At 46.7% G+C, this 23,089-nt stretch carries 42 protein-coding genes; all 42 read left to right on the forward strand.

Annotated elements, in window-relative coordinates:
- Positions 1-50 precede the first annotated feature (50 nt).
- The 42 genes from rpsJ to B2U56_RS02765 all read left to right on the forward strand — a co-directional run bounded on the left by rpsJ (position 51) and on the right by B2U56_RS02765 (position 22,945).
- On the forward strand, positions 51-359 hold the full coding sequence (rpsJ, locus tag B2U56_RS02560) for a 30S ribosomal protein S10 (RefSeq protein WP_286952283.1): 309 nt from the start codon (positions 51-53) through the stop codon (positions 357-359).
- Between the two features lie 30 nt (positions 360-389).
- Positions 390-1,016 carry a 50S ribosomal protein L3 gene (gene rplC / locus B2U56_RS02565; protein WP_286952095.1) on the forward strand — a complete coding sequence of 209 codons (627 nt, stop codon included), beginning with the start codon at positions 390-392 and terminating at the stop codon, positions 1,014-1,016.
- A gap of 29 nt (positions 1,017-1,045) precedes the next feature.
- Positions 1,046-1,669 carry a 50S ribosomal protein L4 gene (gene rplD / locus B2U56_RS02570; RefSeq protein WP_286952097.1) on the forward strand — a complete coding sequence of 208 codons (624 nt, stop codon included), beginning with the start codon at positions 1,046-1,048 and terminating at the stop codon, positions 1,667-1,669.
- Positions 1,666-1,962, forward strand: a complete 297-nt coding sequence (gene rplW / locus B2U56_RS02575) for a 50S ribosomal protein L23 (RefSeq protein WP_013048030.1) — start codon at positions 1,666-1,668, stop codon at positions 1,960-1,962. The genes rplD and rplW overlap by 4 nt, the downstream gene beginning before the upstream one ends.
- Positions 1,963-1,981: 19 nt before the next feature.
- Positions 1,982-2,809, forward strand: a complete 828-nt coding sequence (gene rplB / locus B2U56_RS02580; RefSeq protein WP_286952098.1) for a 50S ribosomal protein L2 — start codon at positions 1,982-1,984, stop codon at positions 2,807-2,809.
- Positions 2,810-2,826: 17 nt separating this feature from the next.
- Positions 2,827-3,108: a 30S ribosomal protein S19 gene (rpsS, locus tag B2U56_RS02585; RefSeq protein ID WP_286952100.1), complete on the forward strand. Its 282-nt coding sequence runs from the start codon at positions 2,827-2,829 to the stop codon at positions 3,106-3,108.
- Between the two features lie 15 nt (positions 3,109-3,123).
- Positions 3,124-3,456: a 50S ribosomal protein L22 gene (rplV, locus tag B2U56_RS02590; RefSeq protein ID WP_013048033.1), complete on the forward strand. Its 333-nt coding sequence runs from the start codon at positions 3,124-3,126 to the stop codon at positions 3,454-3,456.
- 13 nt (positions 3,457-3,469) lie between these two features.
- On the forward strand, positions 3,470-4,135 hold the full coding sequence (gene rpsC, locus B2U56_RS02595; RefSeq protein WP_286952101.1) for a 30S ribosomal protein S3: 666 nt from the start codon (positions 3,470-3,472) through the stop codon (positions 4,133-4,135).
- Positions 4,136-4,141: 6 nt separating this feature from the next.
- Positions 4,142-4,564, forward strand: coding sequence for a 50S ribosomal protein L16 (gene rplP / locus B2U56_RS02600; protein WP_286952102.1), 423 nt, complete (start codon positions 4,142-4,144; stop codon positions 4,562-4,564).
- A 2-nt stretch (positions 4,565-4,566) separates the two neighbouring features.
- Entirely contained in the window at positions 4,567-4,779 is a 213-nt protein-coding gene (gene rpmC, locus B2U56_RS02605; RefSeq protein ID WP_213700902.1) for a 50S ribosomal protein L29, read from the forward strand.
- Positions 4,780-4,785: 6 nt separating this feature from the next.
- Positions 4,786-5,085: a 30S ribosomal protein S17 gene (rpsQ, locus tag B2U56_RS02610; RefSeq protein ID WP_013048037.1), complete on the forward strand. Its 300-nt coding sequence runs from the start codon at positions 4,786-4,788 to the stop codon at positions 5,083-5,085.
- A 3-nt stretch (positions 5,086-5,088) separates the two neighbouring features.
- A complete protein-coding gene (gene rplN, locus B2U56_RS02615) occupies positions 5,089-5,457 on the forward strand; it encodes a 50S ribosomal protein L14 (protein ID WP_013048038.1) in 369 nt (122 codons plus the stop codon).
- Positions 5,458-5,472: 15 nt separating this feature from the next.
- Positions 5,473-5,799 (forward strand): 50S ribosomal protein L24, encoded by a 327-nt coding sequence (rplX, locus tag B2U56_RS02620; protein ID WP_286952105.1) that lies wholly within the window; start codon positions 5,473-5,475, stop codon positions 5,797-5,799.
- Between the two features lie 12 nt (positions 5,800-5,811).
- A complete protein-coding gene (gene rplE, locus B2U56_RS02625) occupies positions 5,812-6,357 on the forward strand; it encodes a 50S ribosomal protein L5 (RefSeq protein ID WP_286952107.1) in 546 nt (181 codons plus the stop codon).
- Positions 6,358-6,376: 19 nt separating this feature from the next.
- Positions 6,377-6,562 (forward strand): type Z 30S ribosomal protein S14, encoded by a 186-nt coding sequence (locus B2U56_RS02630; RefSeq protein ID WP_013048041.1) that lies wholly within the window; start codon positions 6,377-6,379, stop codon positions 6,560-6,562.
- Positions 6,563-6,591: 29 nt separating this feature from the next.
- On the forward strand, positions 6,592-6,996 hold the full coding sequence (gene rpsH / locus B2U56_RS02635; protein ID WP_013048042.1) for a 30S ribosomal protein S8: 405 nt from the start codon (positions 6,592-6,594) through the stop codon (positions 6,994-6,996).
- Between the two features lie 18 nt (positions 6,997-7,014).
- Entirely contained in the window at positions 7,015-7,554 is a 540-nt protein-coding gene (gene rplF, locus B2U56_RS02640) for a 50S ribosomal protein L6 (RefSeq protein ID WP_286952110.1), read from the forward strand.
- Between the two features lie 15 nt (positions 7,555-7,569).
- Positions 7,570-7,938: a 50S ribosomal protein L18 gene (rplR, locus tag B2U56_RS02645; protein ID WP_013048044.1), complete on the forward strand. Its 369-nt coding sequence runs from the start codon at positions 7,570-7,572 to the stop codon at positions 7,936-7,938.
- A gap of 15 nt (positions 7,939-7,953) precedes the next feature.
- Positions 7,954-8,466 (forward strand): 30S ribosomal protein S5, encoded by a 513-nt coding sequence (gene rpsE, locus B2U56_RS02650; RefSeq protein WP_286952111.1) that lies wholly within the window; start codon positions 7,954-7,956, stop codon positions 8,464-8,466.
- A 15-nt stretch (positions 8,467-8,481) separates the two neighbouring features.
- Positions 8,482-8,667, forward strand: coding sequence for a 50S ribosomal protein L30 (rpmD, locus tag B2U56_RS02655; RefSeq protein WP_013048046.1), 186 nt, complete (start codon positions 8,482-8,484; stop codon positions 8,665-8,667).
- A 12-nt stretch (positions 8,668-8,679) separates the two neighbouring features.
- The gene (rplO, locus tag B2U56_RS02660) at positions 8,680-9,126 is read left to right on the forward strand and encodes a 50S ribosomal protein L15 (protein ID WP_286952113.1); all 447 of its coding nucleotides are present in this window, start codon (positions 8,680-8,682) and stop codon (positions 9,124-9,126) included.
- Positions 9,127-10,425: a preprotein translocase subunit SecY gene (gene secY, locus B2U56_RS02665; RefSeq protein WP_286952115.1), complete on the forward strand. Its 1,299-nt coding sequence runs from the start codon at positions 9,127-9,129 to the stop codon at positions 10,423-10,425.
- Between the two features lie 16 nt (positions 10,426-10,441).
- The gene (locus tag B2U56_RS02670; RefSeq protein WP_286952117.1) at positions 10,442-11,098 is read left to right on the forward strand and encodes an adenylate kinase; all 657 of its coding nucleotides are present in this window, start codon (positions 10,442-10,444) and stop codon (positions 11,096-11,098) included.
- Positions 11,095-11,871, forward strand: a complete 777-nt coding sequence (map, locus tag B2U56_RS02675) for a type I methionyl aminopeptidase (protein WP_286952119.1) — start codon at positions 11,095-11,097, stop codon at positions 11,869-11,871. Before B2U56_RS02670 ends, map begins: the two co-directional genes overlap by 4 nt.
- Positions 11,872-11,882: 11 nt before the next feature.
- On the forward strand, positions 11,883-12,149 hold the full coding sequence (locus tag B2U56_RS02680) for a KOW domain-containing RNA-binding protein (RefSeq protein WP_286952121.1): 267 nt from the start codon (positions 11,883-11,885) through the stop codon (positions 12,147-12,149).
- Positions 12,150-12,184: 35 nt separating this feature from the next.
- A complete protein-coding gene (gene infA / locus B2U56_RS02685) occupies positions 12,185-12,406 on the forward strand; it encodes a translation initiation factor IF-1 (RefSeq protein WP_013048052.1) in 222 nt (73 codons plus the stop codon).
- 119 nt (positions 12,407-12,525) lie between these two features.
- Positions 12,526-12,651: a 50S ribosomal protein L36 gene (rpmJ, locus tag B2U56_RS02690; protein WP_013048053.1), complete on the forward strand. Its 126-nt coding sequence runs from the start codon at positions 12,526-12,528 to the stop codon at positions 12,649-12,651.
- A gap of 7 nt (positions 12,652-12,658) precedes the next feature.
- Positions 12,659-13,036, forward strand: a complete 378-nt coding sequence (gene rpsM / locus B2U56_RS02695; RefSeq protein WP_013048054.1) for a 30S ribosomal protein S13 — start codon at positions 12,659-12,661, stop codon at positions 13,034-13,036.
- A gap of 35 nt (positions 13,037-13,071) precedes the next feature.
- On the forward strand, positions 13,072-13,464 hold the full coding sequence (rpsK, locus tag B2U56_RS02700; protein ID WP_013048055.1) for a 30S ribosomal protein S11: 393 nt from the start codon (positions 13,072-13,074) through the stop codon (positions 13,462-13,464).
- A gap of 32 nt (positions 13,465-13,496) precedes the next feature.
- Positions 13,497-14,126: a 30S ribosomal protein S4 gene (gene rpsD, locus B2U56_RS02705; protein ID WP_286952125.1), complete on the forward strand. Its 630-nt coding sequence runs from the start codon at positions 13,497-13,499 to the stop codon at positions 14,124-14,126.
- Positions 14,127-14,159: 33 nt separating this feature from the next.
- Complete coding sequence (locus B2U56_RS02710) at positions 14,160-15,158, forward strand: DNA-directed RNA polymerase subunit alpha (RefSeq protein ID WP_286952285.1); 999 nt, start codon at positions 14,160-14,162, stop codon at positions 15,156-15,158.
- A gap of 4 nt (positions 15,159-15,162) precedes the next feature.
- Positions 15,163-15,516: a 50S ribosomal protein L17 gene (rplQ, locus tag B2U56_RS02715; protein WP_013048058.1), complete on the forward strand. Its 354-nt coding sequence runs from the start codon at positions 15,163-15,165 to the stop codon at positions 15,514-15,516.
- 2 nt (positions 15,517-15,518) lie between these two features.
- Positions 15,519-16,352, forward strand: a complete 834-nt coding sequence (locus B2U56_RS02720; protein ID WP_286952127.1) for an energy-coupling factor transporter ATPase — start codon at positions 15,519-15,521, stop codon at positions 16,350-16,352.
- Complete coding sequence (locus B2U56_RS02725) at positions 16,337-17,182, forward strand: ATP-binding cassette domain-containing protein (protein ID WP_286952129.1); 846 nt, start codon at positions 16,337-16,339, stop codon at positions 17,180-17,182. The genes B2U56_RS02720 and B2U56_RS02725 overlap by 16 nt, the downstream gene beginning before the upstream one ends.
- Positions 17,179-17,991, forward strand: a complete 813-nt coding sequence (locus B2U56_RS02730) for an energy-coupling factor transporter transmembrane component T family protein (RefSeq protein WP_286952130.1) — start codon at positions 17,179-17,181, stop codon at positions 17,989-17,991. The genes B2U56_RS02725 and B2U56_RS02730 overlap by 4 nt, the downstream gene beginning before the upstream one ends.
- Positions 17,991-18,806, forward strand: coding sequence for a tRNA pseudouridine(38-40) synthase TruA (gene truA, locus B2U56_RS02735; protein ID WP_286952131.1), 816 nt, complete (start codon positions 17,991-17,993; stop codon positions 18,804-18,806). Before B2U56_RS02730 ends, truA begins: the two co-directional genes overlap by 1 nt.
- 59 nt (positions 18,807-18,865) lie before the next feature.
- Positions 18,866-19,915 (forward strand): rod shape-determining protein, encoded by a 1,050-nt coding sequence (locus B2U56_RS02740; protein WP_286952133.1) that lies wholly within the window; start codon positions 18,866-18,868, stop codon positions 19,913-19,915.
- Positions 19,916-19,921: 6 nt separating this feature from the next.
- Complete coding sequence (locus tag B2U56_RS02745) at positions 19,922-20,356, forward strand: YkgJ family cysteine cluster protein (protein ID WP_286952135.1); 435 nt, start codon at positions 19,922-19,924, stop codon at positions 20,354-20,356.
- Between the two features lie 139 nt (positions 20,357-20,495).
- Positions 20,496-21,671: a DUF3084 domain-containing protein gene (locus tag B2U56_RS02750; RefSeq protein WP_286952137.1), complete on the forward strand. Its 1,176-nt coding sequence runs from the start codon at positions 20,496-20,498 to the stop codon at positions 21,669-21,671.
- A 3-nt stretch (positions 21,672-21,674) separates the two neighbouring features.
- Positions 21,675-21,896, forward strand: a complete 222-nt coding sequence (locus B2U56_RS02755) for a hypothetical protein (protein ID WP_013048067.1) — start codon at positions 21,675-21,677, stop codon at positions 21,894-21,896.
- Positions 21,880-22,305: a GNAT family N-acetyltransferase gene (locus B2U56_RS02760; protein ID WP_013048068.1), complete on the forward strand. Its 426-nt coding sequence runs from the start codon at positions 21,880-21,882 to the stop codon at positions 22,303-22,305. Before B2U56_RS02755 ends, B2U56_RS02760 begins: the two co-directional genes overlap by 17 nt.
- 154 nt (positions 22,306-22,459) lie before the next feature.
- The gene (locus B2U56_RS02765; protein WP_286952139.1) at positions 22,460-22,945 is read left to right on the forward strand and encodes a ComF family protein; all 486 of its coding nucleotides are present in this window, start codon (positions 22,460-22,462) and stop codon (positions 22,943-22,945) included.
- Positions 22,946-23,089 lie beyond the last annotated feature (144 nt).

The raw sequence follows: 23,089 nt of genomic DNA on the forward strand, positions 1-23,089 counted from the left end.
TGGCGTTGTCACCGAGATTCTTGCATAACCCCAAAAAAGGGGGTTGTTGAATTTTGGCTAAAAAGATACGTATTTGTCTGAAGGCCTTTGATCATAGGGTGTTGGACAGTTCGGCCTCTCAGATTGCTGAGACAGCAGAGCGGAGTGGGGCTAAAGTTTCTGGTCCTATCCCCTTGCCGACTGAAATCAATAAATATACAATCTTGAAATCCCCGCACAAAGACAAAGATGCGAGGGAGCAGTTTGAAATGAGAACTCATAAGCGCCTTATAGACATCGTCAATCCGACACAAAAGACAATGGATGCGCTTATGCAGCTGAACCTTCCTTCTGGGGTGGACATCCAGATCAAACTGTAGGAAGCTCTGAGCTGAAAGGAGTGGAAGTGGATGAGCATTGGAATACTGGGGCGTAAATTAGGGATGACTCAGATATATAACGAGGCTGGACAAGCTGTGCCAGTAACGGTGATACAAGCGGGTCCTTGCCCTGTGGTCTCTCTGAAGACTCCCGAAAAGAATGGCTATTCGGCCGTACAGCTTGGTTTCGGCGAAATAAAGCCCCACAAGCTCACGAAGCCCATAAAAGGGCAATTTGACAAGGCCAGCGTAGAACCTCAGCGTTACTTAAGGGAATTTCGCTTAGATAACGTGAAGGGCTATGAAGTAGGCCAGGCTATCACTGTTTCTCTTTTTGAAGAAGGCGAGAAAATCAATGTGGTAGGTATGAGTAAGGGTAAGGGTTTTGCCGGTGTTATGAAACGGTTTAACTTTGGTGGTACTTTTGCGACCCATGGAGTTTCTAAGACTCACCGTCACGGTGGTTCAAGTGGAGCCAGCAGCTATCCCGGAAAGATTTTTAAAGGGAAAGCTATGCCTGGTAGAATGGGCGGCGAGCGTGTCACTGTTAAAAACCTTACTGTTGTGGCAGTCGATACGGAAAACAATCTCCTGCTTGTAAAAGGGGCCGTTCCCGGTGCTAAAAATGACATCGTTACGGTCTTTAAGCAGGATTAGGTCGGGAACAGAAGGAGGGCAGAACGATTATGCCTACCGTAAAGCTTGTTAGTTTTCAGGGTGAACAGGTAAGTGACCTCCAGCTTTCCGACTCTGTGTTTGCTGCGCCGATCCACGTACCGGCCATGCACCAGGTTGTTGTAGCTCAGCTGGCGAATCTTCGCCAGGGAACCCATAGCTGCAAAGGAAGAGGAGAGGTAAGAGGCGGTGGAAGAAAGCCTTGGCGTCAGAAACATACTGGTCGTGCTCGTCACGGCAGTACGAGATCACCGATCTGGGTTGGTGGAGGAGTAGCTCACGGGCCTAGCCCTCGAGACTATAGCCAGAAGGTTAATAAAAAGGTTCGCCGTCTTGCGTTGAGAAGTGCCCTGTCTCTTAAAGTCAGAGACAATCTTTTGACCGTGGTTGATCACATTGATCTTGATACCCCATCTACAAAAGTGATGCTTGGTTTTATCGACAAGATGGGTGTAAAAAAGCCATTGATCGTTCTTCACGAGCCTAATGACGCAGTTTCAAAGTCTGTGAGAAACATTCCAGACGCAAGAGCTATCAATGTGGGCAATATCAACGTATATGATCTTTTGAACTATCAGAACCTAATTTTGACGCAGGAAGCTGTAGCCCGGATCGAGGAGGTGTACTCCATATGAAACTCCTTGCTCATGACATCATAATAAGACCAATTATTACTGAGAAGAGCAGCCGGATGATGGAGCATAATAAATATACTTTTGAAGTACATCAGGGTGCCAACAAGATCCAGGTAAGAGAAGCCATAGAAGAAATCTTTAAGGTTAAAGTTACGAACGTACATGTTATGAAGGTAAACGCTAAGCCCAAGAGAATGGGAGTATTTCTTGGAAAAACTCGTTCTTGGAAGAAAGCGATCGTAAGCCTTGCTGAAGGCGAACGTATCGAGTTCTTTGAGGGCGCGAGCATTTAGTGGGGGGGAGACGAGAAGAATGTCTATAAAAGAGTTCAAACCCTATACGCCAGGCCGCCGCGCCATGTCAAGCCAGTCTTTTGATGAAGTTACAAAAAGCGAGCCTGAGCGCGCCCTGACTACAGCATTAAAAAAAGCTGGCGGACGGAACAACCTAGGTCGTATAACCATGCGCCATCGTGGCGGCGGAATGAAGCGGCTCTATCGAATTATCGACTTTAAGCGCGACAAGATTGGAGTTTCTGGAAAAGTTGCGGCCATTGAATATGACCCTAACCGCTCTGCCCGTATTGCGCTTATTCACTATTTAGATGGTGAGAAACGCTATATACTGGCTCCTGCTGACCTCAGTGTTGGAGATATGGTTGTTGCAGGACCAGAGTCTGACATTAAACCAGGCAACGCATTGAAACTCAAAGATATGCCGGTTGGTACAGTTGTTCATAATATTGAGCTAGAGCCAGGTTGCGGTGGAAAAGCCGTACGCTCTGCCGGAACTTCAGCGCAGCTTATGGCGAAAGAGGGCAAGTATGCCTATATTAGAATGCCGAGCGGAGAACTTCGTCTTGTGTTGAATGAATGTATGGCAACAGTAGGACAGGTTGGCAATGTGGAACATGAGAATATCTCTCTCGGTAAAGCGGGCAAAACTCGCTTGTTAGGCAGAAGGCCTAAAGTTCGCGGTGTAGTTATGAACCCAGTTGATCACCCCCTCGGCGGTGGAGAAGGACGGAGTAAATCTCACAAGCATCCTGTTTCTCCGTGGGGAACACTGGCAAAAGGTTATCGTACCCGGAAGAACAAGCCTTCTGATAGGCTCATTGTTCGCCGCCGGTATGCGAAGTAGCGTTAGGAGGGACTGATATGGCTCGTTCAACAAAGAAAGGGCCCTATGTTGACCTTAAACTTCTTCGCAGGATAGAGGAAATGAACGTTTCAGGGAATAAGAAGGTATTGAAAACTTGGTCTCGACGTTCAACGATCGTTCCGGCGATGATTGGTCACACTATAGCGGTACATAATGGTAGAATTCATGTTCCCATTTATGTAAGTGAGAACATGGTAGGACATAAGCTTGGAGAGTTTGCTCCCACTCGCAAGTCAGTGCGACATGCGGGTCAGGAACGCTCTTCGAGGATAAGGTAAGGGGGAGTGTCGGTTATGGAAGCAAGAGCCCTTGCCAAACAGGTGCGGATTTCACCTTATAAAGTGAGACGCATTCTTCCTCTTATTAGAGGTAAAAAGGTAGACGAGGCGATGATGATCCTCAAGTACAGCCCTCAGAAGGCTGCAGGGATTGTCAGCAAGGTTCTGCAGAGTGCAGTAGCTAACGCCGAGCACAATTACGGCATGGATACTGACAAGCTGCGGGTGGTTAAAGCTACGGCAGATCAGGGACCAAGAATGAAGCGTTTCCGCCCCGTATCAATGGGGAGGGCCCATCCCTATCAGCACCGTACCAGCCACGTAACGATCATCGTTGCGGAACGTTAAGGAGGGGGAACTCGTGGGACAGAAAGTTCACCCAGTAGGTTATAGATTAGGTGTAGTAACAGAGTGGGAATCCAAGTGGTATGCCAATGGCAAGGATTATGCCAAGAAACTTCATGAGGATCTCAAGCTTAGAAAATGGATCATGGATAGATGGGCTCATGCCGGTATATCCAGGGTTGACATTGAGCGCGTTGGTAATGTTATTCGCTTTTCAATTTGGACCTCCCGGCCTGGTGTAGTAATCGGTCGAGGCGGATCTGAGATACAGGTAGTAAAAGACGAGCTTCAGAAGCAGACTGGATCGAAGATAATGATCAATGTTCAGGAAATAAAGAATCCTGACTTGGTGGCTCAGCTTGTTTCAGAGAGCGTTAGCTCGGCGCTGGAGCGTAGAGTCAGCTTTAGAAGGGCAATGAAGCAGGCCATTTTCCGTGCCATGAAAGCCGGAGCAAAAGGTATTAAGGTTCAGTGTGCTGGTCGGCTTGGCGGTGCGGAGATTGCTCGGACAGAATGGTATAACGAAGGGCAGCTTCCCCTTTCCACCATTCGAGCTGATATTGATTATGGTTTCTATGAAGCCAAGACCATGTACGGCATAATTGGTGTGAAGGTCTGGATTTTCAGAGACAAAGAAAATGAAAGACCTGCGCAGCCTAGATCATCCAGGAAGAGGGGGTAATCCGAAATGCTTATGCCAAAACGAGTTAAATACCGGAAACCCTTTCGAAGACCTCTTCGTGGGACGGCCAAAGGCGGGGCAACTGTAGCCTTTGGAGACTATGGACTTCAGGCACAGGATTGCGCTTGGATCACAGCTCGCCAGATAGAGGCTACTCGAGTTGCAATTTCGAGAAAGATGAAAAAGGGTGGAAAAATCTGGATTCGCATTTTCCCAGATCATCCTTTTACCAAAAAACCTCTTGAAACCCGTATGGGTAAAGGAAAGGGAACTCCTGAGTTCTGGGTAGCCCCTGTCAAACGCGGGCGGATTCTCTTTGAAGTGGCGGGAGTGTCGCGGGAAGTCGTGGAAGAAGCATTCAGAACGGCATCTCATAAGCTCCCTGTCAAAGTCAAAATTGTTGCCCGCGAAGGTCTGGGTGGTGAATAGATATGGATGCGAAGAGTTTGCGAGATTTAACCCTAGAAGAGCTTCAAGAGAAACATCGTCAGTACAAAGAAGAGCTATTCAATCTTCGTTTTCAGAATGCAATAGGGCAGCTTCAGAATACTAGCCGGATTCAGGCTGTTAAGAAAACCATTGCTAGAGTACTGACGGTAGTGCGAGAGAAACAGCAGGCAGAAAGCGCTGCTGGAAGGAGGTAACGACTGATGGAGGCACGTACTCCCCATCGTAAAAGACGGGTCGGCACCGTTGTCAGCGAAAAGATGGACAAGACTATTGTTGTCCGTGTAATTCGCCATGACATTCATCCTCTTTATGGGAAAAGAATAGTCAAGGCTACAAAATATATGGCTCATGACCCAGAAAACACATGTCGTATTGGGGATTTAGTGAGTATCGCTGAAACTCGACCTGTGAGTCGCAGAAAGTGCTGGATTCTTGAGAAGGTAATTCAAAGAGCTCCAGTATTTGATAGAGCCGCTGACGAATTGGCCGAGGAGGAATAGGTCATGATTCAGCTTAGAACAGTTCTTAATGTAGCAGATAACTCTGGGGCGAAAAGCCTGATGTGTATTCAGGTTCTAGGTGGAAGCGGACGGCGCTATGGAACCATCGGAGACGTTATTGTTGCTTCCGTCAAAGAAGCTATCCCAAATAGCAATATCGCCAAGGGTTCTGTTGTGAAAGCTGTCATTGTCCGTACTAAGAAGGAGTTGCGCCGTTCTGACGGTTCATATGTCCGTTTTGACGATAACGCAGCTGTAATAATTGACAACAATGGAGATCCTAAAGGGACGCGTATCTTTGGCCCTGTTGGAAGAGAGCTCCGAGCCAAGAAGTATATGAGAATACTGTCTCTGGCTCCTGAAGTTGTCTAAGGGGGCAGTGCCATAATGAGCAAGATAAGAGTGAAAAAAGGAGACTTTGTAAAAGTCATTTCTGGCAAAGACAAGGGGAAGGAAGGGAAGGTCCTTCGTAATATTCCTAAAGAAGGGAAAGTTGTTGTAGAAGGAGTTAATATGGTTACGCGCCATGTAAAACCTTCTCAAAAGAGTCCCCAGGCTGGAATTGTGAAACAGGAAGCTCCTCTTTACGCTGCAAAGGTTATGCTTGTTTGCCCAGCCTGTGGTAAAGCTACGCGTGTTGGCCGTGCCTACCTGGAAAGCGGGCAGAAGGTAAGAGTTTGTAAAGAATGCGGCGAAATAGTGGATAAGGTATAAGGAGGCACGACGATGAATCCTCGTTTTATTGATAAATATAAGAACGAAGTGGTGCCTCATCTGAAGGAGGAGTTTAGTTACTCCAATGTGATGGAGGTTCCACGTATAGTCAAAGTTGTAGTCAATGTGGGTGTTGGCGAAGCTAAGACCGACACGAAGTATATGGACTCCGCAATAGCCGAACTTCGTGCAATAACTGGCCAGCAGCCTCTTATGAAAAGGGCGAAGAAGTCCATTGCTGGATTTAAACTTCGACAGGGTATGCCAGTAGGATGTAAGGTAACACTTCGGGGAGCCCGGATGTGGGAGTTTATAGATCGCCTTATCTCATTGGCATTGCCGACCATTAAGGACTTTCAGGGTGTTTCTCGTAAAGGTTTTGATGGACGTGGCAATTACAACCTTGGGTTGAGGGAACAGCTTATCTTCCCGGAAGTTGACTACGACGATGTTATTCGAACTCGCGGAATGAATGTGTCTATCGTAACAACCGCGAAAACGGACGAAGAGGCGTTTGCCCTGCTGAAAGAGCTCGGCATGCCTTTCAGCAGCCGTTAGAGATAAGGGGGAAAGAGAAATGGCTCGTAAAGCAATGGAATATAAAGCTAAACAGCCCCCAAAGTTTAAGGTGCGGAAGTATAACAGATGCCCGCTTTGCGGACGTGTTCACTCTTATATGCGTGCGTTCGATATGTGCCGCTGCTGCTTCCGCAAACTGGCACGGGAGGGGAAGATCCCCGGTGTCGTTAAGTCTAGCTGGTAGGCGAGAGTGAACATAAGGGGGTCACAGGAATGTACGTAACCGATCCAATAGCTGATATGCTGACAAGGATACGGAACGCCAACGTGGTTTACCACGAAAGCGTAGATGTCCCTCACAGCAATGTAAAGCTTAGCATTGCCAAAATTCTTAAAGAAGAGGGATATATCCGAAATTATAAGGTAATCAACGATCCTAAAAAGCCTTACGCTGTAGTGCGTGTTTTCTTGAACTACGGTCCCAATAAGGAGCGGGTTATTCAGGGACTTCGCAGAATCAGCAAACCGGGGCGAAGGATCTATGTTGGCAAAGATAATCTCCCGAAAGTCATGGGTGGACTTGGAATAGCAGTTATTTCCACTTCCCAGGGCTTAAAGACCGACACTGAGGCTTCTCAGCTAGGTCTTGGCGGCGAGGTTGTTTGCTACGTTTGGTAAGCGAGGGAGGGAGATTTTATGTCACGCATAGGACGTAAACCAATTCCCCTCGCCAAGGGAGCTACGGTCACAATAAAAGACGACAAGGTTATTGTGAAGGGGCCAAAAGGCGAGCTGTGTTCGGATCTTGTGCCAGGTATCACTGTCTCTGTTGAAGATAGTGGTATCGTAGTTGAACGAGAAAATGACGAGAAACAGACGAGGGCCTTTCATGGAATGGTGCGAGCCCTTATTGCCAATATGGTAACAGGTGTTACCGAGGGCTTTGTGAAAAACCTTGAAATCGTCGGAGTTGGTTACCGTGCTCAAATGCAGGGGAGCAAGCTAATTCTTAATGTCGGGTATTCAAACCCTATCGAATATGAGCCACCGAAAGGTGTAGAAATTGCGACTGAAAGTCCGATAAAGATTTCAGTTAGGGGTATCGATCGACAGCTTGTAGGTCAGGTAGCGGCGATCATTCGTGAGTTCAGAAGCCCAGAGCCCTATAAAGGGAAAGGTATCCGCTATGCTGGTGAATATATTATCCGTAAGGCCGGCAAAGCCAGTGCCAAGTAACCTGAGGTGACGTTGATGAAAACGAAAAGCAGAAATGATATGCGTATCATCCGGCACCGGAGACTCAGGAAAAATGTTTCCGGAACACCGGAGCGTCCAAGAATGGCCGTTTATCACAGTCTAAGCCATATTTACGTTCAGATTGTTGATGATATGGCAGGGCATACCCTTGTCTCGGCTTCTACTCTCGATAAAAGCCTCAGGGACACCCTTTCGGCAGGAACCTGCAATATCGGAGCGGCTGTAGCCGTAGGCAAGCTTGTTGCGGAACGCGCCCTTGAAAAAGGGATTTCGACAGTGGTATTTGACCGTGGGGGACATATGTACCACGGAAAGGTCAAAGCCCTTGCAGATGCGGCCCGTGAAGCAGGCCTGAAGTTTTAAAAGGGAGGACCGAGGATGACCATGAAACGTGTTGACGCTAAAGGCTTAGAGCTCAGCGAACGCGTAGTTGCCATCAACAGAGTAAGCAAGGTCGTAAAGGGCGGAAAACGCTTTAAATTCAGTGTACTTGTTGTTGTAGGTGACGGCGAACAGTATGTTGGCGTTGGGATGGGCAAAGCGAAGGAAATTTCTGAAGCCGTTAGAAAAGGCATAGATAAAGCGACAAAAAATCTTCAGGAATTAAAAAAAGTTGGAACAACGATCCCTCATCCGATTGATGGGCACTTTGGTGCGGCTCATGTTCTTTTAAAGCCGGCTGCTCCCGGTACGGGAGTTATCGCAGGCGGAGTTGTCCGGGCAATTATGGAGCTCGGCGGCGTGAAAGATGTGCTGACCAAAGTTATTGGGAGAACTGCCAATCCTGTCAATATTGCGTGGGCAACGCTTGAAGCTTTGCGCGAGATGAGGACGCCCGACGAAATTATGCGTCTGAGAGGGCTAGAAGCCGCTCAGACAGAGGCAGAATAAGGAGGGGTCGGTTCTATGGCTAAACTTCGCATAACATGGGTTAGGAGTGCGATTGGACAGCAGGCTCGTCATAAGAAGACTATTAAAGCTCTCGGACTCAGAAAACTGCACCAGACAGTAGAGTACGAGGATGTCCCCCAAATTCGCGGTATGATTAACCAAGTCCACCACCTTGTAGAGTGGACTGTTGTTGAAGACTAGGAGGGGCACACCATGAATTTACACGATCTTCGACCTGCAAGTGGTTCACGGCGTAAAGCAAAGCGCTTGGGACAGGGGCATGGCAGCGGCACTGGCAAAACAGCTGGAAAAGGAAACAAAGGCCAGAAGTCAAGAGCCGGAGGCGGAGTACGCCCTGGTTTCGAAGGCGGTCAGATGCCCATTACACGTCGAGTTCCTAAGCGTGGATTTAATAATGCACGGTTTGCTAAAAACTATCAGATAATCAATCTTGAGGAGATAGCTGGTCGTTTTGAGAATGGCTCAGTTGTGGGAGTTGAGGAGTTCTACAAGGCGGGTCTTATTCAAAATTTGGCGACTCCTGTAAAAATTCTCGCGAGAGGAGAAATTTCCCAGGGCCTGACGATTAAAGCCCAGGCCTTCAGTGCCCAAGCAGCTGAAAAAATTGTAGCTGCGGGGGGGAAGGCCGAGGTGATATAAGTGCTTGATTCTTTCAGGGATGCCTTTAAGCTGCCAGATCTAAAAAGACGGATACTATTTACGCTTGGAGTTCTTTTTATTTTCCGTCTCGGCGCCCATATTCCCACGCCGGGTATTGATACTGCTGCAATGGCGCGATTATTTGAGCAGGGCGCTGGTGTGCTCGGGTTCCTTGATATTTTTGCAGGTGGAGCGCTGAGGCGATTTGGCATTTTCGCCCTCGGCGTTACCCCCTACATTAACTCGAGCATCGTTTTTCAGCTTCTTGTAGTTGTTTTCCCTGCACTTGAAAAGATGCAGAAAGAAAGCGAAGACGGACGAAAGAAGATAATACAGTTTACTCGTTGGGGTACAATTCTTTTTGCCGGCATTCAGGCGGTTGGCATGACTTTCTGGCTAGGACGACTTGGTATTTTCAGTGGCGGGCTTTTTGCCGGATTGATCGTTGTTTTAACAGTAACTGCTGGTGCTGTTACTGTTATGTGGTTGGGTGAAGAAATTACGGATCATGGAATAGGCAACGGCATTTCTTTGCTTATTTTTGCAGGTATAGTTGCTCGTATTCCAGAGGCTATTCTCAGAAGCTGGCAGATGCTGCGTCTTGGCGAAATGAATATTCTTGTACTCATCCTTGCTATAGGACTCATGTTTGTTGTTATTGCAGGATGTATTTTGCTTCAGGAAGGTCAGCGACGACTGCCAGTGCAGTATGCAAAGCGTGTTGTCGGGAACAAGGTCTACGGGGGGCAGAGCACTTTTATTCCTTTAAAGGTGAATCAGGCTGGCGTTATGCCAATTATTTTCGCATCGTCAGTTCTTCTTTTCCCTTATTCCATTGCCCGTTTCTTTACTGGTAATATTGCGACAATGGTACAAAAAATGTTTGAACCAGGCAGTGTCGTATACATAGTTCTTTACATTTCGCTTATAATTTTCTTTGCATACTTTTACACGGCAGTAGTTTTTAATCCTGCTGATATCGCCAATAATATGAAGAAGTACGGCGGATTCATTTTGGGGATACGTCCCGGACGTCCTACGTCAGAATTTATTGAAAAGGTTATGTCAAGAATTACGCTGGGCGGAGCAGTATTTCTCGCCGTTATCGCTCTTCTTCCCACATTAATGACAAATCTCATGGGGATTACGAGCTTTTACTTTGGAGGGACTGCTGTTCTTATCGTTGTAGGTGTAGCATTAGACACAGTACATCAGATCGAAGGTCAGCTTCTGATGCGGCACTATGAAGGTATTTTGAAACGCCGTGATTCCAAAGGCGGAGGCTTCCTCCGATTCTAAGGAGGGGGAAGAGAAAATGCGAGTTATATTGTTAGGGCCACCTGGGGCGGGCAAAGGAACTCAGGCGGCAGAAATCAAAACAAAATACAATGTTGCTCATATCTCCACTGGGGATATACTTCGTCATAATGTCAAGGAAAAGACAGAGCTTGGTTGCCAGGCACAAGAGTTCATGAATGGAGGAAAACTTGTGCCAGATGAGATTATCGTTGGAATGATGGGAGAGCGCTTGAAAGAGAAAGACTGTGAAAAGGGTTTTCTCCTTGATGGATTTCCGCGAACCGTCCCCCAGGCAGAAGCTCTAGATCAATTGCTTGCAACAATGAATCTCTCTCTTGATGCTGTTATATTGCTTGACGTGGATGACGAAGTGGTTGTAAAAAGGCTCTGTGGACGTCGTATGTGCCGCCAATGTGGAGAGATTTACCATGTTACATTTAAACCGTCTTCACAGGGGATGCGCTGTGAGAAATGCGGAGGGGAACTTTTCCAGCGGGATGACGATAAAGAAACTGTTATTAGAAGTCGTCTCAAAGTTTATCATGACCAGACAGCTCCGCTTATCTCTTATTACGACGAGAAGGGGCTTCTGAGAAAGGTGAATGCCGGAACGTCCAGCTCAAGTGTAATGGCAGAAATAGAAGCATTGGTTCAAGAGAAGGTAGCTGAATGATTACCTTGAAGAAGGAAAAGGATCTTCAATATATGCGAAAGGCTGGACAGATCGTAGCAGATGTACTTGACCTTATCGCAGAGATTGTTAGGCCCGGCATTACGACGGCTTATATAGATAAAGCCGCTGAAGATCTTATTTCAAGGGAGGGTGCCACTTCGGCTTTCAAGGGATATCGCGTTCCAGGAATACCTATTGCTTTCCCTGGAGCTGTGTGCGCATCTATAAATAATGAGATAGTTCATGGCATTCCTTCTCAAGACCGTTATCTTGAAGAAGGAGATATTATCAGTATCGATGTAGGAACCTGTTATGGCGGATATTATGGCGATGCAGCCTGCACCTACCCGGTAGGTAGAATAAGCCGCGAGAGACAGAGGCTCATCGATGTGACCCTTGAAAGCCTGAATAGAGCTATAGCAGAAGCAAGAGATGGTAATACCATTGGTGATATAGGACATGCTGTAGAGTCTTATGTTATCGGGAATGGGTTTGGTCTGGTGCGGGATTATACTGGACATGGTTTAGGAATGCACTTGCACGAACCGCCACAAGTGCCAAACTTTGGACATCCAGGCAGAGGAGTGACACTTAAGGCTGGTATGACTATAGCAATAGAGCCTATGGTAATGTCGGGAGCAGAAGATACAATTGTAGGTTCAGATCGATGGGTAGTTCTTACTGCCGATGGTTCTGACGCTGCTCATTTTGAAAGATCCGTTCTCATTACAAAAGATGGGGCTGAGGTACTTACTCCTTGGAAATGGGCCTGATCGGAGGAAGTATGTTTCAAATAGGTCAGGTAGTGCTATCAAGGAAAGGGAAAGATGCTGGGAAATGGTATGTGGTCGTAAAGATCCAACCTGAAGATAACAGAATATTTGTTTCAGATGGCGATAAATTTCCGGTGTCCAAACCGAAAGCCAAGAATCCTTTACACCTTCAAGGAACACGATGGGTTATTGAAGAAGTTGCACAGAGGATCGCCCGAGGAGAAGAATTGGACAAAGGACGCTTACAGTATCTTTTATCCCATGTAAGGGAAAAATGAACAGTAGTCAGAAGCAGGGAGGTTGACAAAACCGTATGGCGAATAAGGACGATGTCATTGAAGTTAGGGGAACAGTCATAGAACCGCTTCCGAATGCCATGTTTAGGGTGGAATTGGAAAATGGGCACAAGATTTTAGCTCATGTTTCAGGAAAAATGAGGATGCACTTTATTCGAATTCTGCCAGGAGACAAAGTTCTCGTAGAAATTTCACCTTATGACTTGACACGAGGACGAATAGTGTATAGATATAAATAACTTGTGTACTGCCCTTATGCTTAACCGCGGCTGGTAAAAGCATTAAATAGATAGGTCGAGAGATACCCGGAATGTCGATAAAGATCGGGTAAAGGTTTTCTCGGAGGAGCGTGGAAGAAATGAAAGTCAAACCATCGGTTAAACCGATATGCGAGCATTGCCGTGTAATACGGCGAAAAGGAGTGGTCCGGATCATTTGCAGCAAAAATCCGCGCCACAAACAGAGACAGGGTGCAAGGAGGTAACGAGCACATGGCCCGAATTGCTGGTGTAGATCTACCGCGCGAAAAGCGGGTTGAAATAGCGCTTACATATATTTATGGAATTGGACTTCCTACATCTCATTTGATTCTGGCTGCTACGGGTATTAATCCTGATACGCGAGTAAAGGATCTCACAGAAGAAGAAGCTCAGAGAATACGTAAAGAAATACAGGAGCATTACAAGGTAGAGGGAGACCTGCGCCGCGAAGTAACCATGAATATTAAGCGGTTAATGGATATTGGTTGCTACAGAGGACTTCGTCATAGGCTGGGGCTTCCTGTTCGTGGTCAAAAGACCAAAACGAACGCTCGTACACGGAAAGGGCCACGCCGTACCGTAGCTGGGAAGAAACAGGCCGGGAAGTAAGAAGCAAAGATTGAACATCAAGGAGGCTGACGGACGTGGCCAAACGTACACAGCGTAGAGGAAAAAAAAGAGAAAAAAAGAATGTAAACTATGGGGTCGCTCACATTTTTTCTACCTTTAACAACACTATTGTGAGCATCACAGATAAAGGCGGAAACATTCTATCCTGGGCTTCTGGCGGTAATGTAGGTTTTAAAGGCACTAGAAAATCTACACCCTTCGCAGCGCAAATTGCGGCTCAGCAGGCAGCCAAGACTGCACAGGACCACGGGGTGAAGGAGATCGACGTAATTGTTAAAGGGCCCGGACCTGGCCGCGAATCTGCTATTCGTTCACTGCAGGCAGCGGGACTCCAGGTAAACATGATCAAAGATGCGACGCCTATTCCGCACAACGGCTGCAGGCCGCCGAAGCGTCGCAGAGTTTAATTTCACCCCTATAAGGAGGCGAAAAACACCTAATGAGCAGATATACAGGACCCGTATGCCGTCTCTGTAAGGCTGAAGGAGTAAAACTCTTTTTAAAAGGAGATCGTTGCTTTACAGAAAAATGCGCAATAACACGGGGAGAAACTAAGAATAAACAGAGGAGAGGCAGACCTCGCGCTAAAATGAGCGAGTATGGCCTTCGACTTCGTGAAAAACAAAAATTGCGCCGTTTTTATGGTATGAATGAAGGCCAGTTCCGACGCATGTTTGGCGAAGCTTCCAGAATGTCTGGAGTAACAGGACATAATTTTCTTCAGTTGCTTGAGCGTCGCCTTGACAATATTGTTTACCGTATGGGGTTGGCTACAAGCAGAAGTCAGGCTAGGCAGTTGGTGCTTCATGGCCATTTCACAGTAGACGGGCGTAAAGTGGACGTGCCAAGCTACTTAATTCGTGCCGGTGCAGTTGTAGCTGTTGCTGAAAATAGCAAGGAAGTTGCCATAATTCGCGAAAATGCAGAAGTAGCGGCATCGAGAATGATTCCGGAATGGCTGGAGGTTAATAGCGAGCGGATGGAAGCGAAAGTGCTTTCCATACCAGTGCGCGAACAGATAGATGTTCCCGTCAACGAGCAGCTCGTTGTTGAGTTCTATGCCAGATAGTAGGCGTGAAAGGTGTTGGACAAAGTGGAACTAATGCGGCCTGAGATCCGAATTGAGGAGTGTAGCTCGACCTTTGGGAAAGTTATTGTAGAGCCCCTTGAAAGAGGATATGGTGTAACGCTGGGTAACTCTCTCCGTCGCGTGTTGCTTTCCTCTGTGAAGGGGGCAGCCATTACTTCAGTCCGTGTTGATGGCGTTCTACATGAGTTCAGTACTATTCCCGGTGTGCGTGAGGACGTAATCGAACTGATGCTGAATCTTAAACACATCCCAGTGCATTCATACAGCAAGGATGTTAAAGTGTTGCACTTGGAAGCGGAAGGACCCAAACAGGTTGTCGCAGCAGATATTCAGCCCGATAGCGAAATTGAGTTTATTGATCCTGACGCGCCAGTATGCGTACTGGAAGATGGAGCACAATTATCGATGGACCTTTATATAGAACAGGGAGTTGGGTATGCCACTATTGATCGACCGCGACCTGCTTACCTTCCCGCAGATGCCCTTTTGATCGATGCGATTTACTCTCCAGTGCTGAAAGTGCATTACGACGTAGAAGCTGCCAGAGTAGGACAGCGTACTGACTATGAACGACTCGTTTTAGATGTAACTACAAATGGCGTTATTGCGCCGGATGTTGCTGTAGGAGAAGCGGCGAAGATTATTCGCTCATACTTCGGGTTTATCGTAGAGGATGTCGATAAGTTACACCCTCTTGAGGGGATCGATGAAGAAGAGGCAGCTCTTTCAGCGGATGAGGCTGCGGCAGAGGCTGCAGAAGCTGCCAAAGAAGAAGATGACCTTCTTTCCCGGCCAGTGAGGGAGCTTGAGCTTTCCATACGGAGTGAGAACTGTCTTCTTCGCGGAGGTATACACACTATCGGTGATCTTCTAACGCGTACACGGGACGACCTGCTTAAAATCCGTAACCTCGGAAAGATATCTCTCCGTGAGATAGAGGAAAGACTTGAGAAGCAGGGACTTCGCCTCAGCACAGAGAAAAGCGAAGAGAAAGCAGTAAAGGAGGACTAGTTCCATGAGACACCGTATGGATCATAGAAGGCTTGGCCGTTATGGAAGTCATCGCAGAGCGATGCTCTCAAATCTGGCAGCGAGTCTTTTTATAGAAGGAAGCCTTACCACAACGGTGACCCGGGCGAAGGAACTTCGCCGTGTAGCCGAAAAATTTATTACAAGGGCCAAGGGCGGCTCAGTTCACGACCGTCGTATTATACGTGCTCGTCTTGGGCATAAGGAAGCTTCTATAAAACTATTTGAAGATTTGGCAAAACGATATGCCAATCGCCCAGGTGGTTACACGAGAATAATTAAGACCGGGCCCCGCCTCGGCGATGGCTCGCCTATGGCAATTATAGAGCTGGTTGAATAGCAATGACCCCAAAGATAGTCTGTACGCTTCAGGGTGTAGGTTTTTCCTACCCTGAAGCGGACAGTCCTGCACTTGACCAGGTAAGCTTTCAGGTCAGGGAAGGGGAATGGCTGGCACTATTGGGCAGCAATGGTTCAGGTAAATCAACGCTTGCCAAACATTTGAACGCCCTGCTGCTTCCTTCGCAGGGCGCTTGCTTTGTTTATGGCATGGATACTCGTGAAGAGAAAAATCTATGGGCGATTCGAAGTCACGTGGCCATGGTTTTTCAAAATCCCGACAATCAGATAGTAGGGACTATCGTGGAGGACGATACTGCCTTTGGACCAGAAAACATAGGACTTTCTCCTCTCGAAATTCGACAGCGTGTGGACTGGGCTCTTTCTGTGACAGGGCTGTCCCATAAGATGCAAAATCCAACGTATTCTCTTTCTGGCGGTGAGAAACAGCGATTGGCTGTGGCGGGGGCATTAGCCTTAGACCCTCCGTGCCTTGTGCTTGATGAACCTACAGCCATGCTTGATCCACAAGGGCGTCGAGACCTGCTTGACGTGTTAAAAACACTTCATGCTCAGGGTAGAACGATAATTTACATTACTCATCGCCTTGAAGAAACAGTTCATTGTGATAGAGCGCTTGTTTTAAAAAGTGGAGAAGTTCAATGGGATGGCACCATTTCAGAACTTTTTCGCCACACAGAAAAACTCAATGAATGGGGTTTGGAATGTCCGCCTTTTATTGAATTATGGCAAATGCTGGTTGCAGAGCGACTGATCTCTGAAAAAACGCCTGCAACAGTGGATGGAGTACAAAAGGCTTTATGTCAATTATTATAAAAAATCTCACCCATACATATCACCCTTCTACGCCGCTTGAAACAGTGGCCTTAGAAGGGATTAACCTAACAACAGAAAAGGGGCAATGGCTCTCTATCGTTGGCCATACCGGTAGTGGAAAATCTACTTTGGCACAACACCTTAACGCTTTGATCGTTCCTGAAAAAGGCGAGGTTATCGTGGAAGGTTTCGTTTCTCGCCCCAAAAGCCAGGATTTGCGGAAGATCAGACGACTTGTGGGCCTTGTCTTTCAATACCCGGAACAGCAGCTATTTGCTGAAACTGTTTTTGACGAAGTAGCTTTTGCTCCACGAAATTGGGGTGTCCCAGAAGAAGATTTGGAAAAAGTAGTTAATGAAACCTTATTAGAGGTAGGTATCCCATTAGATTTTCTTGACAGGAATCCATTTCAACTATCAGGAGGAGAAAAACGACGAATTGCGCTGGCTTCTGTTCTTGCCGCTGAACCTGCTTACCTGGTTCTTGATGAGCCGACAGCCGGTCTTGATGCGACTGGCCGTAAAGACCTTATTAAATTACTGTCAAAACAGAAGAAGAAGGGGAGAGGCATTATCTTTGTAACTCACGATCTTGAAACAGCGCTTATGTCCAGCGACTCCATTTTGGTGCTTGAAGGAGGGCGGGAAGTAGTGCAAGGTGCTCCAGGCAAAATAATAGAGGAATTGAGCCGTGGGGCAATAAGGGGCCTTCGCATGCCAGAAGTCCTTGAACTAGCTATGTGTCTTGAGCAAAAGGGCTGGGCAGTTCCCTTGACATGGAGTCATTACGACCTTTTTGAGTCTTTGAAAAAGCAGGTGAGATTGTTATGAAGTTTATGAATCACCTCACCTTTGGACAATACGTTCCAGCTCAATCTATTGTCCATGCTATTGACCCTCGATGCAAAATTATAGGAACTATATTTCTTTTGACAGGGATTTTCCTTGTAAAACACCCTCTAGCCTTCGGTGTTTGGGGGCTTTTGCTTCTGCTCATCAATTGTTTATCCAGGTTGCCTTTTTCTCTTGTTCTTCGTTCTGCACGGCCTGTGGTGATACTTGTCGTTTTTACAGCAGTGATTCATCTTTTTTTTACCAAGGGGACACCCATTTTTCAATGGGGCATTATTACTGTTACAAAAGAGGGTTTTCGAATGGGTGTCTATATGGGTCTCCGACTGTTGTTTCTTGTCCTCTTTGCTAGTTTTCTAACTCTAACAACAAGCCCCATGGAGTTGGCCGATGGGTTAGAAAAACTATTTTCACCTTTGGCCCCTATGGGTTTTCCAGCCCACGAACTGGCAATGATGATGACCATAGCCCTTCGTTTTATTCCCACTCTTCTTGATGAAACTGACCGCATAATGAAGGCGCAGTTAGCCCGTGGAGCAAACCTTGATAAAGGAAATCTCTGGCAGCGTTTACGCGCTATGCTCCCCGTTCTTGTTCCTCTTTTTGTTATAGTTTTTCAAAGGGCGGAGGATCTTGCCACGGCCATGGAGGCCAGGTGCTACAGAGGTGGTAATGGGCGTACCCGTCTAAATCCGCTTCTCTGGAAAAGGCGCGATACTGTAGCTTTGTTTCTTCTCGTTTTGTCTTTATCCCTTCTTATCTATGTTGATCGTGTGGTAATTCTTTAATGCGTTATGCAGCAGTTGTATCCTACGATGGGACAGCTTTTTGCGGGTGGCAGAGGCAACTAGGAGTAGCCAGTGTCCAACAAAGCCTGGAAGAAGCCTTGTCCAAACTTTGCGCAACTTCTATCCCCATTGTTGCAGCTGGCAGAACTGATGCGGGAGTCCATTCAAGAGGGCAAGTTGTTTCTTTCTCCCTGCCTTCCTTTTGGGAACCAAGAAGACTCGTCCTCGCCATTAATTTCTATTTGCCTGAAACAGTGCGTATAATGGGGGTTTTCCCAGTAGAAGAGAGCTTTAGCGCGAGGTTCTGTGCCTTGTGGCGGGAATACCGCTATTATATTTGGCATGGTCCAGCTTTCCCCCCCTACCTGGCACAAAGAGCGTGGTGGAATCGTTGGAAATGGGACAAAACTGCAGTAGAGAAGGCGTGCGAATACTTAGAGGGAACCCATGATTTTAAAGCATTCTGTCCGATCAAGGAGTGTCCTGGAGATACAGTTCGCACTATTTTACGCATAAAATATCTAAGGAGCGGACATATTTCTGTAATTACAGTGAGAGGCAATTCTTTTCTTATGAATATGGTACGATCAATAGTTGGAAGTCTTGATCTTGTTGGTAAAGGGAAAAATGATCCGGAGTGGATAAAGGAACTTCTCGATGACGAAAAAAAGGATCGCACTTACGCAGGAATGACGGCTCCAGCCCATGGGCTTTATTTTTGGAAGGTCTGCTATAATGCCCATTGCTTTCTTACTATTCCGGAAATACGAGAAAGGGAGATAACAGACGTATTAATCCCTTCTGATTTTGCGTAGAAACACATATAATATTTTCTTGAGAGTGGGAATGTTTTTCTGATAAGGAGGCTACGTTCGTGTTTGGAAGCGATATAGGCATAGATCTGGGAACAGCTACAGTCATTATTTACGTTAAAAGCAAGGGTATAGTGCTGCGAGAACCGTCTGTTGTAGCGATTGACCTTGAAAACGGTAAAATTCTTGCAGTTGGGAACGAGGCCAAAAATATGGTGGGACGAACACCAGGGAATGTTATTTCAGTGCGGCCTCTTCGAGATGGAGTTATTGCGGATTATTCCATGACAGAAGCCATGCTTCAGTATTTTATGAAGAGGATCAACAAAGGTTTTCGACGTTTCTTTAGAAATAGGGTGATGATCTGTGTCCCTTCAGGGGCGACAGATGTTGAAAGACGGGCGGTGCTGGAAGCAGCAGTAGAAGTTGGAGCGAGCTCTGCCTTCTTGATTGAAGAACCTATGGCTGCCGCAATTGGCGCTAACCTCAACGTGGAAGAACCCAGAGGCAAAATGATCGTTGACATCGGGGGGGGGACAAGCGACATTGCTGTTATTTCTTTGGGAGGCATCGTAGTTTCAAAATCCCTGCGCATTGGCGGAGATAAATTTGATGAAGCCATTATGCGTTATCTTAGAAAACACTATAGCCTTGCCATAGGGGAACAGACAGCAGAAAATCTGAAAATTATGATTGGGACATGTGGCCAGCAGGAAGAGGAAATGACCATGGTTCTTAAGGGCAGAGATCTCGTTCAGGGGCTGCCTCGACAGATAGAAATAAGCAGTACTGCGGTAAGCCAGGCTATTGAGGAAATGATCCAGACACTTGTTGACGGCGTCAGAAATGTGCTTGAAATAACGCCTCCAGAACTTTCAGCTGATATTATAGATGGTGGAATAGTCCTTACCGGCGGTGGATCCCTTCTCCGTGGTCTTCCTGAGCTTATTACGGAACAGACAGGTATTAACTGTTTTTGCGCGGATGATCCCATGGAGAGTGTCGCCCTTGGAACAGGGAAGGCACTGGCTGAAATAGACAAGCTTAAGGCCACTGGGCGAAGTGGCATTCTCATGACATCCTCCCGCAAAGGGCGAAAGAAAGCGCGTTAGGGGAAGATGGATAATCCACAGATTTGGTGGAGTGATGGCCTTCATTTTGCCTGTTTGGGGTGTGGTCGATGCTGTAGAGGAGAACCGGGCGCAATCTGGGTTTCCGAAGAAGAAGAAAAGATTATAGCAACGTGGCTGAATTTATCTGTTGAAGTTTTTAGGAATAGTTATGAAACAAGACGATGGGGGCCTGTAAGCCTAAAAGAGAAGTGTGGCGGAGATTGTATTTTTTATAACCGTGAAGGGGCAAGATGCTTAATTTATCCCGTAAGACCTTCACAGTGTTCCCTTTTCCCTTTTTGGCCTTCTATTTTGGCAACAAAGGAAAGCTGGGATCGCGCAGCGACTCTTTGTCCAGGAATGAACGAGGGGCATTTATTTACTGCTTCAGAGATTGAAAGCCTGCTCAGACAATTTCCCGCTTCAATCCCATCTCTGTAGTTTTGCTGAAAATGAGGATTGTCCTATGTAGCGATCTTCATTTCATGTTATAAAAAGACTAGCTCCCAACTTCATCTGTAAGAGATGAAGTTGAAATACTCAACTAGATTATCATCATTATTGAAATGGAGGAAGAAGTGTGCAGGCCCAGATATGGTCTGATATGAACTGGAAACTCATCATTACTCTTCTCATGGTGAGCGCCATTTTAGCTTATTTAGGAGACCGCATGGGGATGCGTATAGGGAAAAAGCGCATTTCCCTATTTGGTTTGCGTCCCCGCCACACAAGTCAGATAATTACTGCTTTCACAGGAGTGGTTATTTCAGTGGGGATATTGCTCACCATGTCAGTTGTATCAGAAAATGTACGGACAGCTCTTTTCTCTATGAAGTTTCTACAGAGTCAAATTATGAATCTTACGGCAGAACTACAGGAAAGTCGAGATGAAGCACAGCTTGCGTCAATTCGCCTGATGGAAAGTCAAAGTAAACTGGAAGAACAGGAAAAGAAGCTCCGCGAAATACAGAGTCAGCTTGCCAAGGTTCAACCAGAACTCGAAAAGGCTCAAAAAGAGCTGGCTGGCTTGAAAGGAGAAAAAGACTCCTTAGAAAAAGAGAAGGCCAAGCTTGACCAGGAAGTATCCCGTCTCCGTCAGGAAGCCGACCATCTTCGGGAAGGTCTGGTTCAGGTGCGAAGTGGCAGGATAGCCGTTTTTGCCGGAGAGCTTCTTGGACAGCAGGTGGTTCCACCTGGAAGTTCTCAAAAAGAGGTGGAGGCCATTTTTGAGAGCCTGCGACGGAAGGCCGAGCTTATGGTGTCCCTTCGAACAGGCATATCTGCAGATACTATTATTCTCGATGTTGATTTGGAAGTGGAAAGAACTAAAATACAAGAGTGTGTCAATGCTTTAGAGCGTAAATTTATAAGAATTCTGGCCGGTTCAAATGCTTTGCTTGGTGAAGACGTCCGGGTCAGATATGAGGTCCATGACAGCAAGCTTGTCTACCAGAAAGGAAAAGTGGTCGCTTCCCGAATATGGCAGCCCGATGCAGCTGATGCAGAGTCTTTTTTACACGACCTTCTTGCAGAGTTAAACCAACGGGCTGTGACCGAAGGGATAATGCCTGATCCTGCAAGTGGGAAAATTGGCGCTATGGATGCCACACACTTCTTTGAGACTGTAGAAATACTTCAGGAAACTCGGCAGGAAGTGGAAGTTGTTGTGGTTGTGGCAGAAGATATTTACACTGAAGGGCCAGTGAAAATAAAATTTGAAGTAGTGCCCTTGGGAGACAGGTTACAGGGGGAATAATTTATGCTTATTGTGGCATGTCAGATATGTGGAGAAACAAAAGTTCTAGCGGGAACCCCAGACGTAGATGGCATTGCCCGTGCCATGTGGATTTGCCCTAGATGCGGGACTGGTCAGGTTGTGCAGCTCCAGGTTTCAGCTGACGCAAGAAAGAGTGATCTAAGAAAAATAGTTCACGGAATGTCCTTTCCAAAGGTGACAGAATCTCATGAAAACAAAGCTTGATTACGCTTTTTATGATAGCAAGAAGGCGGTGACTTCATCAGAGCTCAGGGAACTCTATCGCTTTACCTTGTGGGGTAAAAGCCGTTCTCTTGAGGACATAGAGCGGATGCTTGAGGGAACCACCATGTGTTTTTCAGTACGGCATGAAGAGAAACTGATAGCCTTTTGCCGTATATTGACAGATTTTATTTTTCGCGGCTCCTTGTGGGATATAATGGTTCATCCTGATTTTCAGGGGAAAGGCATCGGTTCTGCACTCATCAATTATGCTCTTACCCATCCTGCGATTCGTGCCATCCCCCTTATTATTACCTACACGAGTGAACTTGAACCTTTCCTCACTCAGTATGGTTTTGAGCGGAAAGAAGGAGCCCTTATGCTTTTACGGCGCCCCATTGAATATTCTTAGCCTGGGGAGAAACCTCAAGAGGTGGGTAGAGCATTTTTTATGGCCTGTAGAATGTCCTGTTTGTGGAAGGATCGCTTCAACAGGTTGTCTCTCCTGTCTTGAAAATCTTATTCATAATCCCATAATACGTGAGCTAGACGGAGATCTAACTCTCATGTCTGGATCCACCCATCACGATACATGCAGGGATCTTGTTCTCCGTTTGAAGTATAGGGGATGGGGTCAGTTGGGTGTTGTAATGGGTCAAGCACTGGCAAAGGTCCTGCCACCTGTTGACTGTGATGCCCTTGTGCCCATACCTCTTCATAAACAGAGCCGGCGTCCGTGGAATCAGGCGAAACTCATAGCAAAAGGGATAGCCATGGAATGGCGAGTGCCAGTGGTGGAGTTGCTTGTCTGGAATCCGAAGGCTGGCTTCCAGACTTCTTATAGTTCTATAGAACGGCGGTTAATGGCGGCGGATGCACTTGTTTTTAAGGGAGGCAGAAGAGGTCGCCAGCAGGTACGATCTGTAGTTTTGATAGACGATGTGAGTACTACTGGCACAACTTTGCGGCGGGCAGCCTGTACACTGAGGGAACACTCCATCTCTGTAAAAAAAGCTATAACGTGGTCGACATCCCTTCGTTATTATCGCTAATATATATAGCTAGCATGTTTTGGCAGCTTAACTGGTTAGTTTGATTAAATAGATTCCAGAATCAGTATTTTCACCTGGACTTCTTGCTTTTTCAACGTTACAATTTGCCAAGGTGAGTAACTTTTCCCGTCTTGGAGGAGGTCA

Source organism: Aminobacterium sp. UBA4987 (assembly GCF_002396985.1).
Lineage (GTDB): Bacteria > Synergistota > Synergistia > Synergistales > Aminobacteriaceae > Aminobacterium > Aminobacterium colombiense.

Coding starts and splice junctions, on each gene's coding strand:
- rplC (WP_286952095.1), top strand. CDS start 390: ATGAGCATTGGAATACTGGGGCGTAAATTAGGGATGACTCAGATATAT.
- rplD (WP_286952097.1), top strand. CDS start 1,046: ATGCCTACCGTAAAGCTTGTTAGTTTTCAGGGTGAACAGGTAAGTGAC.
- rplW (WP_013048030.1), top strand. CDS start 1,666: ATGAAACTCCTTGCTCATGACATCATAATAAGACCAATTATTACTGAG.
- rplB (WP_286952098.1), top strand. CDS start 1,982: ATGTCTATAAAAGAGTTCAAACCCTATACGCCAGGCCGCCGCGCCATG.
- rpsS (WP_286952100.1), top strand. CDS start 2,827: ATGGCTCGTTCAACAAAGAAAGGGCCCTATGTTGACCTTAAACTTCTT.
- rplV (WP_013048033.1), top strand. CDS start 3,124: ATGGAAGCAAGAGCCCTTGCCAAACAGGTGCGGATTTCACCTTATAAA.
- rplP (WP_286952102.1), top strand. CDS start 4,142: ATGCTTATGCCAAAACGAGTTAAATACCGGAAACCCTTTCGAAGACCT.
- rpmC (WP_213700902.1), top strand. CDS start 4,567: ATGGATGCGAAGAGTTTGCGAGATTTAACCCTAGAAGAGCTTCAAGAG.
- rpsQ (WP_013048037.1), top strand. CDS start 4,786: ATGGAGGCACGTACTCCCCATCGTAAAAGACGGGTCGGCACCGTTGTC.
- rplN (WP_013048038.1), top strand. CDS start 5,089: ATGATTCAGCTTAGAACAGTTCTTAATGTAGCAGATAACTCTGGGGCG.
- rplX (WP_286952105.1), top strand. CDS start 5,473: ATGAGCAAGATAAGAGTGAAAAAAGGAGACTTTGTAAAAGTCATTTCT.
- rplE (WP_286952107.1), top strand. CDS start 5,812: ATGAATCCTCGTTTTATTGATAAATATAAGAACGAAGTGGTGCCTCAT.
- B2U56_RS02630 (WP_013048041.1), top strand. CDS start 6,377: ATGGCTCGTAAAGCAATGGAATATAAAGCTAAACAGCCCCCAAAGTTT.
- rpsH (WP_013048042.1), top strand. CDS start 6,592: ATGTACGTAACCGATCCAATAGCTGATATGCTGACAAGGATACGGAAC.
- rplF (WP_286952110.1), top strand. CDS start 7,015: ATGTCACGCATAGGACGTAAACCAATTCCCCTCGCCAAGGGAGCTACG.
- rplR (WP_013048044.1), top strand. CDS start 7,570: ATGAAAACGAAAAGCAGAAATGATATGCGTATCATCCGGCACCGGAGA.
- rpsE (WP_286952111.1), top strand. CDS start 7,954: ATGACCATGAAACGTGTTGACGCTAAAGGCTTAGAGCTCAGCGAACGC.
- rpmD (WP_013048046.1), top strand. CDS start 8,482: ATGGCTAAACTTCGCATAACATGGGTTAGGAGTGCGATTGGACAGCAG.
- rplO (WP_286952113.1), top strand. CDS start 8,680: ATGAATTTACACGATCTTCGACCTGCAAGTGGTTCACGGCGTAAAGCA.
- B2U56_RS02670 (WP_286952117.1), top strand. CDS start 10,442: ATGCGAGTTATATTGTTAGGGCCACCTGGGGCGGGCAAAGGAACTCAG.
- map (WP_286952119.1), top strand. CDS start 11,095: ATGATTACCTTGAAGAAGGAAAAGGATCTTCAATATATGCGAAAGGCT.
- B2U56_RS02680 (WP_286952121.1), top strand. CDS start 11,883: ATGTTTCAAATAGGTCAGGTAGTGCTATCAAGGAAAGGGAAAGATGCT.
- infA (WP_013048052.1), top strand. CDS start 12,185: ATGGCGAATAAGGACGATGTCATTGAAGTTAGGGGAACAGTCATAGAA.
- rpmJ (WP_013048053.1), top strand. CDS start 12,526: ATGAAAGTCAAACCATCGGTTAAACCGATATGCGAGCATTGCCGTGTA.
- rpsM (WP_013048054.1), top strand. CDS start 12,659: ATGGCCCGAATTGCTGGTGTAGATCTACCGCGCGAAAAGCGGGTTGAA.
- rpsD (WP_286952125.1), top strand. CDS start 13,497: ATGAGCAGATATACAGGACCCGTATGCCGTCTCTGTAAGGCTGAAGGA.
- B2U56_RS02710 (WP_286952285.1), top strand. CDS start 14,160: ATGCGGCCTGAGATCCGAATTGAGGAGTGTAGCTCGACCTTTGGGAAA.
- rplQ (WP_013048058.1), top strand. CDS start 15,163: ATGAGACACCGTATGGATCATAGAAGGCTTGGCCGTTATGGAAGTCAT.
- B2U56_RS02720 (WP_286952127.1), top strand. CDS start 15,519: ATGACCCCAAAGATAGTCTGTACGCTTCAGGGTGTAGGTTTTTCCTAC.
- B2U56_RS02725 (WP_286952129.1), top strand. CDS start 16,337: ATGTCAATTATTATAAAAAATCTCACCCATACATATCACCCTTCTACG.
- B2U56_RS02730 (WP_286952130.1), top strand. CDS start 17,179: ATGAAGTTTATGAATCACCTCACCTTTGGACAATACGTTCCAGCTCAA.
- truA (WP_286952131.1), top strand. CDS start 17,991: ATGCGTTATGCAGCAGTTGTATCCTACGATGGGACAGCTTTTTGCGGG.
- B2U56_RS02745 (WP_286952135.1), top strand. CDS start 19,922: ATGGATAATCCACAGATTTGGTGGAGTGATGGCCTTCATTTTGCCTGT.
- B2U56_RS02755 (WP_013048067.1), top strand. CDS start 21,675: ATGCTTATTGTGGCATGTCAGATATGTGGAGAAACAAAAGTTCTAGCG.
- B2U56_RS02760 (WP_013048068.1), top strand. CDS start 21,880: ATGAAAACAAAGCTTGATTACGCTTTTTATGATAGCAAGAAGGCGGTG.
- B2U56_RS02765 (WP_286952139.1), top strand. CDS start 22,460: ATGTCTGGATCCACCCATCACGATACATGCAGGGATCTTGTTCTCCGT.